This is a genomic window from Aquimarina macrocephali (assembly GCF_051627225.1).
In the GTDB taxonomy this organism is placed as follows: domain Bacteria; phylum Bacteroidota; class Bacteroidia; order Flavobacteriales; family Flavobacteriaceae; genus Aquimarina; species Aquimarina macrocephali.
Genome location: NZ_CP151795.1, coordinates 1,935,547 through 1,954,643 on the forward strand (window position 1 = coordinate 1,935,547; position 19,097 = coordinate 1,954,643).

The 19,097-nt window shown below is 38.7% G+C and carries 3 protein-coding genes; all 3 read left to right on the forward strand.

The genetic code is table 11. From position 1 onward, the window contains the following. The first annotated feature begins 4 nt into the window (after positions 1-4). The gene (locus tag AAFU52_RS08680) at positions 5-3,265 is read left to right on the forward strand and encodes a PorP/SprF family type IX secretion system membrane protein (protein WP_438426135.1); all 3,261 of its coding nucleotides are present in this window, start codon (positions 5-7) and stop codon (positions 3,263-3,265) included. Positions 3,266-3,313: 48 nt separating this feature from the next. After that, positions 3,314-17,911, forward strand: coding sequence for a T9SS type B sorting domain-containing protein (locus tag AAFU52_RS08685; protein WP_438426136.1), 14,598 nt, complete (start codon positions 3,314-3,316; stop codon positions 17,909-17,911). A 94-nt stretch (positions 17,912-18,005) separates the two neighbouring features. Next, entirely contained in the window at positions 18,006-18,962 is a 957-nt protein-coding gene (locus tag AAFU52_RS08690) for a PorP/SprF family type IX secretion system membrane protein (RefSeq protein ID WP_024769838.1), read from the forward strand. Positions 18,963-19,097: the final 135 nt, after the last annotated feature.

Genomic DNA, 19,097 nt, shown 5'->3' on the forward strand with positions numbered 1-19,097 from the left:
TTTTATGGCCAGAAAATTACTATTAATAATCATTTGTATATCCTTTAACCTTCTTAGAGGACAGGATGAAAGCACGACTACTTATGGCATTCTTCCAACCGATATTCCTACTCATAACCTAGTAAAATATAACCGTTTTTATTTTAATCCTACTTTCTCTTTAGTTCGCGAAAACAAAAAATCTATTAATGTTTACAATAAAACACAATGGGCTTCATTTAATGATAACCCCCAGACATATCTAATTAACTATACGTCAAATTTTGATGAAAAAATAGGTGTTTCTATTGGTTTGCATCAACAAAATGAAGGTATTTACAGATATTTTGGTGGTATAGCCAACTTTGCATATAATATCGAATTAAATAGAGATATGAACTTCACTTTTGGTTTAAATCTCGGTTTTTCGCAAAGCGGAATTAAATCTAATATTGATTCGGCGACAAGTATTGTTTTAAATAATGGAGTAGAAGTAAGTGATCCTGTTATTCTTAACTATGAAAACAGCTCTGTTTTTCAATTAACTCCTGGTGTTAACTTTAATTATGCAGAATTTGATGTTGGAGTTTCTGTATCAAATCTTGTTGCTTATAATATAACAGGTAGTGAACTATTGACAGACAATATGGCTTTTACGGGTCATGTTATGTATACCACCAGTTTAGAAAGAAGATCGGATAAGCTAATACGAGGAATGGTATATGCCAATATGTTACCCGATTCGGGAGCAGATTCAAATCTTAGATATGGAGGTAATGTTATTGTTGAATTACCAGCACTAGGTTGGGCTCAAGCGGGATATAATAGTTTCTATGGAGCCTCATTAGGTATTGGTGGTAATATCACATCGAATATTTCGGTTGGATACACCTACGAAACCGGGTTTGGAGATACCAGTAATTTTGGAGCAACTCATGAGGTAGGTTTAGCATATAATTTTGAAAAAGAAAGGTCAAGAAGAAGAAGAGGTAGTAGAACAAAATCAAGTACTCAAAAGGCCTATGAAGAAAGAGATTCTGAGATTAGAAGACTTAAGAAAGAAATTCTTGAACAGAATAAGTTAATAAGAGAATTACAAGAGGAACAAGGAGATTCTCGAAGTCAGGACCAAAAAGCCATGAGTGAGCTTGAAAAATCAATAGCAGAAGCTAGAGAAAAAGAAGCTAAGGCTGCCAGAGAATTAGAATTACAACGTGCAGAAGAAGTAAAACTACTTAACAAAAAAGCAGAAGAAGAACGTCTAGCTGCTCAGAGACAGATAGATCGTGAGACAGCAGAACAAAATGCAGAAGAAGAACGTCTAGCTGCTCAGAGACGTATTGAACGTGAGACAGCAGAACAAAACGCAGAGGAAGAACGTCTAGCTGCTCAGAGACGTATTGAACGTGAGACAGCAGAACAAAACGCAGAAGAAGAACGTCTAGCTGCTCAAAGACAGATAGAACGTGAGACAGCAGAGCAAAAAGCAGAAGAAGAAAGAATAGCCACCGAAGAAGCGGCACGTGAAGCAGAAGCAGCAGAACAAGAACGTCTAGCTGCCCAAAAAGAGTTGGAACGTGAGGTTGCAGAGCAAAAAGCAGAAGAAGAACGTCTGGCTGCCCAAAAACAATTAGAACGAGAAGTTACAGAGCAAAAAGTAGAAGAAGAACGTCTAGCTGCTCAAAAACAATTAGAACGTGAAGTTACAGAACAAAAGATAGCAGATGAAGCGGCAGCAGCAGCTCGTTTAGCAGAAGAGAAGAGACTGGCAGATGAGGCAGCAGAAGCAGCTCGTTTAGCAGAAGAGAAGAGACTGGCAGATGAGGCAGCAGCAGAAACAGCTCGTTTAGCAGAAGAGAAGAGACTGGCAGATGAGGCAGCAGCAGAAACAGCTCGTTTAGCAGAAGAAAAGAGACTGGCAGATGAGGCAGCAGCAGAAGCAGCTCGTTTAGCAGAAGAGAAGAGACTGGCAGATGAGGCAGCAGCAGAAGCAGCTCGTTTAGCAGAAGAGAAGAGACTGGCAGATGAGGCAGCAGCAGAAACAGCTCGTTTAGCAGAAGAGAAGAGACTGGCAGATGAGGCAGCAGCAGAAACAGCTCGTTTAGCAGAAGAGAAGAGACTGGCAGATGAGGCAGCAGCAGAAGCAGCTCGTTTAGCAGAAGAAAAGAGACTGGCAGATGAGGCAGCAGCAGAAGCAGCTCGTTTAGCAGAAGAAAAGAGACTGGCAGATGAGGCAGCAGCAGAAGCAGCTCGTTTAGCAGAAGAGAAGAGACTGGCAGATGAGGCAGCAGCAGAAGCAGCTCGTTTAGCAGAAGAGAAGAGACTGGCAGATGAAGCAGCAGCAGAAGCAGCTCGTCTTGCTGAGGCAGAAAGATTAAAACAAGAAGCAGCAAAAGCAACAACAACTGCAAACGAAGAAGGCTTAGATGAGATTAAGAAAGAATTGGATAATAGTAGTCGAATCACAAGTAAGATATTTGCTCGTAGAGATTCATTACTAACTACCAACTTAAATGTGGATAAACGTGAATTTAGCAAGCTTTTAGAATCACTTGTTAGTATGAATGATGATGCCGATGAGGCTAAAAGAGAAGCTGATCCTGCTAGTTCTAAAAGATTAACAGCTAAAAATAGATTTGTGAAATTTGCAGAAACAACAAGACCAGAAGCTCAAATCGCAACCAAATATATACCTGGATACCCAGAAGGATATTACTTAATTGGTAATGTATTTAAGGGAGGAACATATGCTGATAAATTCTCAGGAACTTTAAAAGATTTAGGATTCAATGATTCTAAAATAATACTTAACCCAGAAAATCAATTCCAGTATGTAGCTATAGAAAGTTATACAAACAGGGATGAGGCGACAGAAAAGTATTTAAATAATATTGATAACAGATACTTTGGTGATATGTGGATATTGCACATTGCCAAGAGTAGAGTAGAATCCTATAAAAAGCTATTACAAGAAACTCGACTTATCAAGGATACAGTTAAGGATGATACAGTATTAACAGAGAGTTTATCATATATCGGAGGACATAATATTGAAAATGGATATTATCTGATTACTAATATTTTCAAGAGAGAAAATTACTTTGAAAGAGGAATGGCGAAGCTACGATCTCAAGGATTAGAGCCTCAATATTTCAGGAACCCCAAAGACAACTATATATACGTTTACTTAAAGAGACATGACAATCTTGATGAAGCTAAACAAAGTTTATTTTCTAACGTAAACAATTCGTATGATGGAGATCTTTATATATTGAAAATTCAATAATGTAAGAAAGAGATTATGATGACTAAATACCCAAACACCCCACGGCTTATGAAACTTAGACTGAAATCTGCTATCGTTTTGGTTTTTTTAATGATAGGCGTACAACAAATATCAGCTCAGGTCCCCTTTACCGAGGTACCTAATAGTACGTTAAGAATTAATGGAGAGCTTAAAATAATTGGTAATGCTATTATTGGACTAAACCAAAGTGGTTTTACACCTAATGATAACTATAATGGAAACGCTTCTAACAATGCAAAAACCTTTGGGTATATAGATATAGATGGAGATGGGAGTACATTTAGTTCCAGTAGTGCAGAACTTGAGTTAACATCTGGTTGTGAAAGGATTGCATATGCAGGATTATATTGGTCGGCATCATATTTTGTACAAATGAACCCGTCTGATACTCGTTTTGTTCAGTATACGGGTTTACCTTTTCCTGATAATAGACCTGATTTTAGAACTATAAAAATTAGACCACCTGGTGGTGGTGGGTATGTTACTATTCCACCTACTCAGACACAAGTGATTTATGATGGATATCGTAATACTGCCACCAATCCAAGTAATACTGCAGCAATAGATATTCCGTATGTATGTTATGCAGATGTTACAACACTAATACAAGGGCTTGGGGCAGGGAATGCAAATGGAACATATACTGTTGCAGATATGCGTGCTTCTACAGGTTTTTCTGGATTTAATGCCAACGGTATAGCTGGGGGATGGGTACTGGTAGTTGCTTATGAAGACCCTACCTTATCAGCAAAATTTATAAGTACAAATAATGGATATTTAGTGATTGCTCCGGGTAATCCACTTCAAACTTTTTCATATACTGGTTTTCAGACTTTACCTGCACCTTTACCAGTTCGTGCGCGATATTCGATTGCTACGTTAGAGGGTGATAGACCTTTTTTAGGAGACATATTTCAAGTGCAAAGACCAGATACTGCCTGGCAAAATATTTTTACAACTCCCGCTAATCCTAATAATAATTTTTATGACAGTTCGATTTCTATAGATGGTCAATATGTTACCACTGCGAATCCATTGACTCCAGATAGAACTCCATCTTCAATAAACACTTTAGGATTTGATGCCGATATTTTTGATATTCCGAATCCGGGTAGAACGGTTATTGGTAATGATCAAACTTCTGCTAGTTTTAGAACAACTTCTGCTGGTGATGCGTATAGTGTGTTTTTCAATTCATTTCAAATAGAAATTATTGAACCTGAGCTTACGGTTACCAAGCGAGTGTTAGATAATAATGGCATTGATATTACAGGATCTCCTGTAAATTTTGCAGATCAGTTGTTTTATGAACTTACTATAGAGAATCAAGGTAATGAGGATATTACTGCAGCAAGTATTAGGGATGTGCTTCCTGATAATGTTGATTTTACATTGGGTAGTATAACTACTAGTAACCCAGGAATAGTTGCTACTCCTAATGGTACAAACCGACAGATAGATATTACAATAGCAGATCCATTAATTGTTCGTAATGGAGGGATTCATACTGTTCGTTTTGGAGTTAGTGTTGTAGCCACCTGTGCCGACTTGCGAGATGCTTGTTCTAATCAAATTAATAATGTAGCAATTTCAACCTATACAGGAGTTGAATCTGGTATTACACAAACTGGTGAAGAAAGTATTTTGGAACAAGATGCGTGTCAGTTTGACATTACAGGTACATCTAACGTTTTGGTTAATGATGGTATTTGTTTTACAGAAAGCCAACCAGCGTTTATATGTACGGGTTCTTTAACGCTTACAGCGGGAGCAGGTTTTACTTCTTATGAATGGGTAAACGCTAGTAATCCAGGAGTTGTTATAGGCACTAATAGAGATTTAGTAGTTACAGCCGCAGGAACATATATAGTTACTGAGACCGGTGCACCAGGTTGTCAGGATAAACAACAAACCTTTGATGTTGATGCTTTTAATACTGTAGTAAATCCGATTGTAGCTATTGCAGATAATTTACCATCTGCTGCCAATCCTAATGTTTTTGGTGAACCAAATGATGGGCCACCTTCTGGTACAGGAACGCCATGTCCAATTACCGGAGATCCATTACCGGAGATCTTTTTATGTGGAGCAGGGACTACATTAACTGTTCCAACTCCAGGAAATACGCTAGGTTTTCCTATTGGAACTACAGTTGAATGGCAGCGATTAGATCCTGCAGCTTGTCCTGCAGTAACAAGAGACCCTAATTGTCCTACTACAGATGCAGGATGTGATGGTGATTGGGTAACGGTAAGTACAGATATTAATAGTTTTACAATTTCACAATCAGGAGAATATAGAATTAATGCCACTTTTGATAGTAATTGTACCATACCTTTTTACTTTAATGTATTTCAGAATAATTTTGATCCTGATCTTACAGTTGTACGACAAATCATTTGTAGTACGCCAGGAACAATACGAGTTCAAAATTCCTCTCTTCAATACGAATATCAATTAATTACACCAATAACAAACACAGTAATTGGGTATCAGGCTTCAGCAGAGTTTACAGGATTAACAGAAGTAGGAACATATGCTGTTAATGTTCGTCAAGTTGGAGGTTTGCCTACAGCTTGTGTTTTTCAGGAAACTATCTTTTTAGACGAATTAGATGCAAGAGAAACAGTTACTCCAACTTCTCCTACATGTCCAGGCGATCAAGGAAGGATTGAAATAACAGTTGATGATTCCCAAGTTAATTATAGATATATTATTAATAGTACTTCAACGACTTTTAATGATACAGAGGGACCTACAACGGTTCCAAACCATACATTTACCGGGCTTAATCCTGATACTTATAATGTACAGGTATTATCAGCCGATGGTAGCTGCTCTGAGGTTTTTGTTGTTACAATAAATGACCCTGCAGCATTTTCGGCTACAGTGAGACTTGTTGAGGATTTGCATTGTAATCCCGGGTATCAACCTGATCCTAACCTTAATGACCCATTACATCCAAGTTATGATCCATTAGCCCCACCGTTTGACCCCGATCAATTTATTGCAATTTACGAGGTTACAGTCACAGGAGGTTCTGGTAATTTTGCATTTAATAACCAGGCAGATTTCTTGGGTACTGTATTAGCACCGATAACAGGAACGACTTATCAATTTAGAGCAATTGCTGCGGGTAATTACCCAGTATTTGTTAATGATCTTGATAATAGCTGTACAATAGCAGCAGGTAGTGTAGATGTAAGCCCTTATACGGCAATTACAGCAACAGCTACGCCAGTTAATCCTGTTTGTCCGACAGATAATGGTTCTATTCAAGTTGCTGTTACTGCTGGATCAGGTTCACCGTTTACTTATATTTTAGATCAAGGAACAGCAACAGAAGTAACTATTGGACCAACTGTTAGTACTTCTGAAACGTTTAATAATGTAGATCCATTAACAACACATACAGTTACTGTTCAAGATGGATTTGGATGTGATTTTGAAATTACAAATATAACTTTTACAGCTCCCACATTAATTACAGTTACAAATATTGCTGTTACGGAATATCGTTGTGATGCTTCTGGTTCGAGTACGACACCTCAGTTGGCACAGATTACGATTTCTGGAGCTTCAGGAGGTAATGGAAGTTATGAATATAGTATTGATGGAGTTGATTTCAGTAATACTACGGGTATATTTCCAGGTTTAACAGATGGTACTTATACTATTTATATTCGAGATACGGCTACTGCGGCATGTCCTGTTAATTTGGGTCAGCGTACAATAGATCCACTTCAGGTGGTAACTGATCTTACCTTTGCTCAGACTCAACCTCAATGTCCTGCACTTACTTCGGATATTACTGTTAGTGCGACAGGTACTAATGGAGCTGCTAGTTTTGAATATCGAATTACTTCACCTGCGGCAAGCGTTACAGCTTTTAGTACTACTACAGTTTACACTTTACCAGCAGGAGATACTTATACATTTGAAGCAAGAACAACCACAGATGGTTGTATTTATCAAGAAAATTATACGATAGACGCTATAGATCCTATAGCAGTTTCTGCTAATATTACTGCGGAGCCCACCTGTGCTACAAATACAGATGCATCTTTATCATTTGATGTTACAGGTATAGATTTAACATCTACGAGTTATAGTTATGTTGTTACTGGAGGAACAATTCCTGTTGCCACTCCGATTACAGGTAATTCTATTACTACGACTCCAACTTCAGTACCTGGTCTTGGAGCGGGTACTTATACTATCGTAGTTACCGATGATACTACTAATTGTAGTGCAACACTTACTCCACCGATTACGATTACTGATCCTGCTGTTTTAGGTTTCACTACTACTGTTGTGGATTCCAATTGTGGAGTTACTTCAGGTATTATAACGGTAAATGCTACAGGCGGTCGAGGAGGTTATCAATATGAATTACGAACTTCTGGAGGAGTCGTTATTACGGCATATCAGAATGGTGATACTTTTAGTGGTTTAGCTGCTGCGAATTATATAATTGCGGTACGTGATGGTTCTACTGCAGCAGCATGTGAGGTTACCAATCCAGTTACTGTAGGTCAACTTACTCCACCTACTATTGCCACAGCAGTAGGGGGTGATGCGTGTTATGACACGACCAATCAGGCGACACAATGGATTACGATTACCCCGAGTATTCCAGTTCCATTGGGTCCATTTACATATAGTTTAGATGGCGGTGCTCCGGTGGCGGTAGTCTTTTTACCAGGCCCAGCACCAGCTAATACTTTTGAGATTCCAAATCTTACTCCGGGAACACACAGTGTTACGGTAAGCAATACAGGAAGTAATTGTACATCTACTGCGATTAATTTTGATATTAATCCAGAGTTGACCATTACTGCCAACTTAGATAAAGATTTAGATTGTTCTGCGACACCAAATGCGACAATTTCATTTACTGCTACAGGCGGTGATGGTACATATACTTTTGATGTTATTGAGGTAGGCCCTGGCACTGTTTTTCTTGCAGGAGTTACTTCTCCTGTTTCTATAAATGCTGCGAATACGTATGAGATTCGAGTTACAGATGGGTTGAGTTGTGTAGCTACTTCTTCAGAAATCATTGTTAATCCTACGGTTGTACCTACGGCGACAACCACAATTACAAATGTAGTTTGTAATGGAGATTCGAGTGGGGTTGTGGTTATAAACCCAACTGCAGGAGTTGGTCCATTTGAGGCAAGAATAACATCACCTGTTGCAGGTGCATTTACAACCAACCTTACTTTTACAGGTTTGGCTGCCGGAACCTATGATTTTGAGATTAGAGATGCTAAGGAGTGTTTAGGTACAGTTCAGGCAATTGTCACAGCTCCCACATTAATTACAGTTACAAATATTGCTGTTACGGAATATCGTTGTGATGCTTCTGGTTCGAGTACGACACCTCAGTTGGCACAGATTACGATTTCTGGAGCTTCAGGAGGTAATGGAAGTTATGAATATAGTATTGATGGAGTTGATTTCAGTAATACTACGGGTATATTTCCAGGTTTAACAGATGGTACTTATACTATTTATATTCGAGATACGGCTACTGCGGCATGTCCTGTTAATTTGGGTCAGCGTACAATAGATCCACTTCAGGTGGTAACTGATCTTACCTTTGCTCAGACTCAACCTCAATGTCCTGCACTTACTTCGGATATTACTGTTAGTGCGACAGGTACTAATGGAGCTGCTAGTTTTGAATATCGAATTACTTCACCTGCGGCAAGCGTTACAGCTTTTAGTACTACTACAGTTTACACTTTACCAGCAGGAGATACTTATACATTTGAAGCAAGAACAACCACAGATGGTTGTATTTATCAAGAAAATTATACGATAGACGCTATAGATCCTATAGCAGTTTCTGCTAATATTACTGCGGAGCCCACCTGTGCTACAAATACAGATGCATCTTTATCATTTGATGTTACAGGTATAGATTTAACATCTACGAGTTATAGTTATGTTGTTACTGGAGGAACAATTCCTGTTGCCACTCCGATTACAGGTAATTCTATTACTACGACTCCAACTTCAGTACCTGGTCTTGGAGCGGGTACTTATACTATCGTAGTTACCGATGATACTACTAATTGTAGTGCAACACTTACTCCACCGATTACGATTACTGATCCTGCTGTTTTAGGTTTCACTACTACTGTTGTGGATTCCAATTGTGGAGTTACTTCAGGTATTATAACGGTAAATGCTACAGGCGGTCGAGGAGGTTATCAATATGAATTACGAACTTCTGGAGGAGTCGTTATTACGGCATATCAGAATGGTGATACTTTTAGTGGTTTAGCTGCTGCGAATTATATAATTGCGGTACGTGATGGTTCTACTGCAGCAGCATGTGAGGTTACCAATCCAGTTACTGTAGGTCAACTTACTCCACCTACTATTGCCACAGCAGTAGGGGGTGATGCGTGTTATGACACGACCAATCAGGCGACACAATGGATTACGATTACCCCGAGTATTCCAGTTCCATTGGGTCCATTTACATATAGTTTAGATGGCGGTGCTCCGGTGGCGGTAGTCTTTTTACCAGGCCCAGCACCAGCTAATACTTTTGAGATTCCAAATCTTACTCCGGGAACACACAGTGTTACGGTAAGCAATACAGGAAGTAATTGTACATCTACTGTGATTAATTTTGATATTAATCCAGAATTGACAATTACCGCGAATTTAGATAAAGATTTGGATTGTTCTGTGACTCCAAATGCGACGATTTCATTTACTGCTACAGGCGGTGATGGTACATATACTTTTGATGTTATCGAGGTAGGTCCTGGCACTGTTTTTCTTGCAGGAGTTACTTCTCCTGTTTCTATAAATGCTGCGAATACGTATGAGATTCGAGTTACAGATGGATTGAATTGTGTAGCTACTTCTTCAGAAATCATTGTTAATCCTACGGTTGTACCTACGGCGACAACCACAATTACAAATGTGCTTTGTAATGGGGATTCGAGTGGAGTTGTGGTTATAAACCCAACTGCAGGAGCTGGTCCGTTTGAGGCAAGAATAACATCACCTGTTGCAGGTGCATTTACAACCAACCTTACTTTTACAGGTTTGGCTGCCGGAACTTATGATTTTGAGATTAGAGATGCTAAACAATGTTTAGGTACAGTTCAGGCAATTGTAGCAGAATCGCCTCAGATAACTGCTACTGTAGACTCAATTACCAATATAGACTGTTCTACAACTACAACGGGAACTATTGTTTTAGATCCTGCTACAGGAGGTTCTGTAGGGGTGACAGATTATACGTATGTATTATTAAATAGCGATTTAACACAAAACACAAGAACAACAACAAACCCTGTTACTTTAGCAGTGGGTACAGGTCCTACTTTTGATAATTTGGACCCAGATTCTTATTTTGTTGATATCATAGCATCTGATGGATGTAGTAACAGAATTGGACCGTTTATGATAACACAGCCTCCATTTGATTTGGATTTTGATGTAACAGCACCTCCGGCAGATTGTTCTACGGGAGCGAGATATCAGGTAGAAGTTTCTGGAGGAGAAGGCCCATATCTAATTAATGAATTTAGAGCTACAGGCTCAGCAATACCGCCTTATGAAGCTCTGAATGGAATGTTAAACGGAGTGCTTACTCCGTTACCAAATGGATTTGGTAATGAGACAAGACACGAATTTACTGGCCTTGATTATGGAGTACCGTATGTGTTTGAAATTATAGATACTTCTACAGGATGTAGATATTTTGAAGCAGTAATTCCAGTTGACCCTCCAGGGTTTGATATAGCAATTACCAATAATGATCCAGTGGATTGTTTTGGAGGAGCTAATGGATTTATAGATTTTACAGTGACTACACCAGCAGGAGCAACGACTGTAGACTGGGAAGTATTTGATGCTGATACCGGTATTACCACGGGGATATCAGGAAGTTTAGTTGCACCTCTTCTTAGTGGAACAGCCTCTGGTTTAAGTGAAGGTAATTATTTTATTAGAGCTATTGAAACTGGTGGAGCACCTATACCTTGTACAGACGCAACACCTTTTACGATAACACAACCTAGCAGTCTTCTTACGTTAAACTTTTTAAGTGCTACGATAGCAGATTGTAATACAGCCTTATCGACAGTTACTATGGATGCTAATGGTGGAGTTCCTGGATATAGTTTTGCAGCGGTTGCTGGATCGGCTCCACAGCCTGACCCAGGTGTTTATCCACTTACAGAGGTGTTTACTTTAGACCCTGCGACTACTACTTGGGTAATTTTTGTACAGGATGCTAACAATTGTGTTGTATCAAGAGAAATTACGATTCCACCTGTTACTCTGGCTCCAGTTATTAATACTATAGACCCTTTTGTAGATGATGCATGTATATTTGATAATGATTATACTTTTACGGTTACCGCTACGAGTAATGTTCCGATACCACCAGGTACAGGTACATTGACATTTTCTATAGATGGCGGTGCTCAAGTATCAGGTACTGTTACAGGAGCAAATACAGCTAGTCATGATTTTTCAGTTTCAGGTCCTGGTACGTATAGTGTTGTTGTTTTTGATGAGAACGGATGTCCTTCACCACCAAGAACGATTACGGTATATCCAGAGTTATTGGTTACTGCTACATTAACAGAGCCGACTTGTCGAGATAATGATGCTACGATAGTGGCTACGGTTAGTGGTGGTTCAGATATTACGGCTAATCCGGGTAACTTTACCTTTGATTTGGTTAATGCTGGTACAGGAATAACAGTACTTGGCGTAACTCAAACCGCTGGACCAGGAGCAGATCAGGTTACTTTTAGTAGCACTGTTGCAGGTACAGACGGTATCTTTCCAGGGGATTATCGAGTAGAAGTTATAGATAGCGCGATTGGTCCTGCACCAGGATGTGAAGCTACTTTTGAAATTACAGTACCTACTTTCGTAGATCCGATACCATCAGGAGTATCGACTCCTGTTTCATGTTTTGCAGGTAATGATGGTACTATTTTAGTAAGTTTAGATGCTACGGCAGATGACAATCCGCCTTATCAATATCAAATTGTAGCAGGTCCATTAACACGACCACTACAACCAAATCCTTTATTTGAAAATTTAGAAGCAGGAACATATGACATTGTAGTTGTTTCGGATAAAGGTTGTTCTAACACCCCAGCGATTCAGGTGGTAGTTGGAGGCCCTACAGCAGCTCTTGATGTTACATTTGTTCAGACGCCTTATGGTTGTAATAATGTATCGAATGCAGATATATTCCCGGTAATTACGTTAACTATTACTGATGGTACAGCTCCGTATGATGTTTCTTATAGTGGTGCTGCTAGTGGATCAGAGACTGATGTAGCAGATGCAGATGGTAATCCTCTTAATGGAGTTCAATATGAAATTACAGCTACTGTTGCAGGTACCTATACGATTTCGGTTACTGATGAAAATAATTGTGCTTTTACCAATTTTGATATTATTGTGCCGGCTTTTCCAATTATGACAGATCCTACCATAACCAGAGATACTGCTGCAGTTAACAATGGTGTTATTTCATGTGATAATCCAGAAACAGTTACTGTTTCTATTACAGGAGGTATAGGTCCATTTGATTTTGTAGAAGTAGGAGGAGTATTATCCTCATTAGGAGTTGTTGCACAAGCAAATGATAACCCAGGTACAGTTGCAGTTGAGGCGAATGCTACGAATGTGACTTTTGCTTTACCAAGTGTTGGTTCGTATGTATTTACGATTACGGATCGAGGTACAGATTGTTCTATAGATACTCCAGCATATATGATTGCTCCTTTTGATACGATCACAGCGACATTAACTACAGTTACAGATATATTGTGTAATGGAGCTACTACAGGAGCGTTGGCGTTGAATATTGGCGATTATACAGGTGCTTATAATTATACGGTTGTAAACACTGTTACAGGAGCTAATGTTGTAGGTTATGTAAATATTGCTGCTGACGTAGCGACACAAAATCCAGAACCGATTACTGGATTACCAGCAGGAACATTCGAAGTTTCTGTAGAGGCATTGGCTACTCCTTTCTGTGATGAAGTGTCGAATACAGCTACAATTGATCAACCAGCACCTCTTACGTTAAACTTTTTAAGTGCTACGATAGCAGATTGTAATACAGCCTTATCGACAGTTACTATGGATGCTAATGGTGGAGTTCCTGGATATAGTTTTGCAGCGGTTGCTGGATCGGCTCCACAGCCTGACCCAGGTGTTTATCCACTTACAGAGGTGTTTACTTTAGACCCTGCGACTACTACTTGGGTAATTTTTGTACAGGATGCTAACAATTGTGTTGTATCAAGAGAAATTACGATTCCACCTGTTACTCTGGCTCCAGTTATTAATACTATAGACCCTTTTGTAGATGATGCATGTATATTTGATAATGATTATACTTTTACGGTTACCGCTACGAGTAATGTTCCGATACCACCAGGTACAGGTACATTGACATTTTCTATAGATGGCGGTGCTCAAGTATCAGGTACTGTTACAGGAGCAAATACAGCTAGTCATGATTTTTCAGTTTCAGGTCCTGGTACGTATAGTGTTGTTGTTTTTGATGAGAACGGATGTCCTTCACCACCAAGAACGATTACGGTATATCCAGAGTTATTGGTTACTGCTACATTAACAGAGCCGACTTGTCGAGATAATGATGCTACGATAGTGGCTACGGTTAGTGGTGGTTCAGATATTACGGCTAATCCGGGTAACTTTACCTTTGATTTGGTTAATGCTGGTACAGGAATAACAGTACTTGGCGTAACTCAAACCGCTGGACCAGGAGCAGATCAGGTTACTTTTAGTAGCACTGTTGCAGGTACAGACGGTATCTTTCCAGGGGATTATCGAGTAGAAGTTATAGATAGCGCGATTGGTCCTGCACCAGGATGTGAAGCTACTTTTGAAATTACAGTACCTACTTTCGTAGATCCGATACCATCAGGAGTATCGACTCCTGTTTCATGTTTTGCAGGTAATGATGGTACTATTTTAGTAAGTTTAGATGCTACGGCAGATGACAATCCGCCTTATCAATATCAAATTGTAGCAGGTCCATTAACACGACCACTACAACCAAATCCTTTATTTGAAAATTTAGAAGCAGGAACATATGACATTGTAGTTGTTTCGGATAAAGGTTGTTCTAACACCCCAGCGATTCAGGTGGTAGTTGGAGGCCCTACAGCAGCTCTTGATGTTACATTTGTTCAGACGCCTTATGGTTGTAATAATGTATCGAATGCAGATATATTCCCGGTAATTACGTTAACTATTACTGATGGTACAGCTCCGTATGATGTTTCTTATAGTGGTGCTGCTAGTGGATCAGAGACTGATGTAGCAGATGCAGATGGTAATCCTCTTAATGGAGTTCAATATGAAATTACAGCTACTGTTGCAGGTACCTATACGATTTCGGTTACTGATGAAAATAATTGTGCTTTTACCAATTTTGATATTATTGTGCCGGCTTTTCCAATTATGACAGATCCTACCATAACCAGAGATACTGCTGCAGTTAACAATGGTGTTATTTCATGTGATAATCCAGAAACAGTTACTGTTTCTATTACAGGAGGTATAGGTCCATTTGATTTTGTAGAAGTAGGAGGAGTATTATCCTCATTAGGAGTTGTTGCACAAGCAAATGATAACCCAGGTACAGTTGCAGTTGAGGCGAATGCTACGAATGTGACTTTTGCTTTACCAAGTGTTGGTTCGTATGTATTTACGATTACGGATCGAGGTACAGATTGTTCTATAGATACTCCAGCATATATGATTGCTCCTTTTGATACGATCACAGCGACATTAACTACAGTTACAGATATATTGTGTAATGGAGCTACTACAGGAGCGTTGGCGTTGAATATTGGCGATTATACAGGTGCTTATAATTATACGGTTGTAAACACTGTTACAGGAGCTAATGTTGTAGGTTATGTAAATATTGCTGCTGACGTAGCGACACAAAATCCAGAACCGATTACTGGATTACCAGCAGGAACATTCGAAGTTTCTGTAGAGGCATTGGCTACTCCTTTCTGTGATGAAGTGTCGAATAGAGTAAATATTGCAACGCCTCCTGCGATTACAGTAACGTTAGATCAGAAACAAGATGAAACCTGTAATCCTGGTGATGACGCTTCGATAGAAGTAGTTGCCAATGGAGGAACACCTCCATTTAGATATCAGCTAGAAAGCGAAGATAGCGGAGGTATTATTACAATACGAGTTCCATTCCAAACAACAACAACAATTTTTACAGGGTTGGACGCAAATAACATCACTACAAATGTACTCTATAGAGTACGAGTTTTAGATGCTAATGACTGCCCATCAGACGAAACAATAGTTATAAATCCACCAGTACCTTTAGGATTAAATGCAATTGCACCAACGCTATTAGCTTGTTCTGATAGTGAGGATGGTACAATTACAGCTACTGCTACAGGAGGTCAGGGACCAGGGACATATTTCTTTATGTTAACATTTCCTGATGGTTCACAATCTGTTGCGGTTGCAAGTACTACAGATACTTTCCAATGGATAGATCTTAAACCAGGGAACTATATTGTTACGGTTACCGATAATTTAGCATGTGAAGCTGTTCAAAACCCTGTGGTTATTAATGCTCCACCAGCTGTGACGATAGATGTAGTTCAAGGACCAATAACTTGTCTTGCTCCTAGTCCTAACCCGATAACGGTTACTGCGGGAGGAGGAACTCCTGGAGGATATGAGTTTAGTAGCGATGGAGTTACCTTTGTTGCTGGTAATACAACACCTACAGTCCATGAATTTACTTTACCTGCAGGGGATTATAACTTCTTTGTTAGAGATGTTAATGGATGTGTTTCTCCGGCTTCTAATACCATACCAGTACGAGATCCTGTTCCTTTAACAACGACATTAGACTTAAGTAATACGTTTATTGTTTGTTTTGGTGAGCCAACAGGTTCTATCGACGCAAGTGTTACCGGAGGATTAGGTAATTATGGATATCGAGTGACAGGTACAGATTACTTAGGAAATGCTGTAACATTACCTGGCCCATTAGCCACAGATACTCAAACTACTAGCTTCTTTGGTGATTTACCGGCAGGAACTTATACCTATACAGTAACCAGTGGAGACTGTGTAGATAGTGTAACACCTTTTGATATTACCCAACCAGCAGAATTTATAGCAGAAGCATTTGCAACGCCTATTTCTTGTAATGGAGAAACTGACGGTACTATACGAGTAACTGCTGTTGGGGGTACTGCACAATACTACTTCTCATTATATAATAGCGCGGGTACTGCAGTGTTTACCTTTATTGAAGATGAATCTGAAACACCTCTTAATGAGCATACGTTTATAGATTTACCAGCGGATACATATCGAGTAGAGGTAGAAGATGATAACGGTTGTCCAAGAACTATTATTGATATTCAGATTATAGAGCCAGCACCAATTTTGGCTACTGTAAATTCGACAACGCCAGAAGATTGTGCAGGAGATATGAATGGTACAGCTACCTTATCAATTACAGGAGGATTACCACCTGCAAATCCAGCAGACCCAAGTTATTTCTGGAGTATTGATGGTGTAAATTATCAACCCGTAACAGATCCTGCAAATTTATTTATTGATAATCTACCAGGAGGTACGACTACAGTATTTATTAGAGATTCACAAAACAATGCAAACTGTCAGGGAGCCTTTAATATTGATATTGAACCAGGCGTTAATCTTGCTGGCGAACTAGTACCAGAATTAGTATGTCCTATATTTGACTATAGTGATCCTGCGAATCCTGTGATGACTAGTGAAGAGCAATATCTTGTAAGTTTTGATATTGTCGAAGAGGCACAAGGATTAGGTATTATTTATACTTTGAATGGTATAAATGGAACACCAAATCCACCTAACAATTCGAATTTGACAGGTAATTTTGAGGTAATTCCAGGAGAGTATGAAGGTATTATGGAGTTCCAGGGATGTACAAGAACTGTAGATACAATCGAGATTCTTGAGTATACTCCATTGGCAATACCAGTTGCTCAAATGACCAATAACCCAGAAGATCCTAATGAATATCAAATTATAGCATCTGGAGGAAGACCATTTGAAAATACTCCTTTCTATGCATTCTCATTTACGATGTTAGAAGATGGAATGACGTTGGATCAATTAGAGCCTTCAGACTATACAGAATTAGATGGAAATATTTTTGTAATACGACAGACTGCAGATTATGTATTACGCGTAGTTGATGCAGATGGCTGTGAGGTACTTACGGTTCAGAATCTGACGTATATTAATATTCGTATTCCTAACTACTTTACACCGGATAGTCCTAATAGTACAGCAGAAGATCGTTTCTGGTACCCTAGACAGATTACTCCTAATATAGATGATCCTTTCTTCTTTGAAAACATGGAAGTAATCGTCTTTGATAGATATGGAAGAATGCTAGCAGAATTTAAAGGAGACCAACAAGGATGGGATGGTTTATACCAAGGAAAACAACTTCCATCAGGAGATTATTGGTATTCTATAATTCTGAATGACGTAGATAATAGAGAATTTACAGGCCACTTTACATTATATAGATAATATATAGAGCCTTAGTAAGTTATAAGACTATATGGATAAAAAGCCAAATGGTATAGAAAGAGAAAAGTTAATGATCTGTAATTTTTAATATTAGATGAAGAAGTATATTATCATATTTAGCCTATTTGCAAGTTATTGTACTTTTGCCCAGGAGTTTTTTGCCCCTGTACAAAATCAATATATCGCAGATAACCCATATTTGATATCCTCGGCATATGCGGGTATTGGAGATTGTTGGCAGATCAGAGCTTCAGGTTTTGAGCAGTGGGTTAGTATCGAGGATTCTCCAGGTACACAATCCTTATCAATAGATGGTAGAATATCAGACCGTTCGGGTGTAGGTGCTATTCTGTTTAATGATCAGAATGGATTTACTACTCAGAAAGGGATTCAGTTATCTTTTGCTCACCATTTAACACTTAACGAATACAATAATCAATACTTATCATTTGGAATTAGCTACAAGTTCACCCAATTTGGTATTGATACTTCAAAGTTTAATAATGGAGACCCTGATAACCCATTTAATCCTGGATTAGCAGATATAAGTGTAAATGATTCTAATTTTGATATTGGATTATTATATCGTATTGGTCGTTTCTTTTTGAGCGCCAATGCTGTGAATTTATTACAGAAAGAGATAGATGATTTTAATCCAACAGAACCTTCTCAAATACAGAACTATTATCTGTATACTGGATATACATTCTATCATAGATTTAGTGATATCGAGGTAGAACCGTCTATACTATACCAAAACTTTGCTGGAGATGGTCGTTCTACAGCTGATCTTAATCTAAAGGTTCGTAAAATGCACCGTGGAGATTATTATTGGATAGGAGTTAGTCTTCGATCTTTGGTTGATCAGGATTTTAAACCACTTTCTGTATCTCCTATGTTAGGAATCAAAAAAGCTAATTTTTATGTTGCTTATGGATATCAGATTAATGTAAACGAAGTTTTACAACCTACCTCTGCAGCAGGGTCGCACATGATCACGTTAGGATTCGATTTTGGTTGTAGACAAAGTAAATGTGGATGTACATATTAATAAGATTTTAAAAGAAATTCTAAAAACCTGCTTTGTTTAAGCAGGTTTTTTTTTTTAAATTATTTATCCATATATTTTTGATTATTTAGTTTCTTCAACAAACTTCAAGATGTAAAACCCCTGAAAACCGTGATT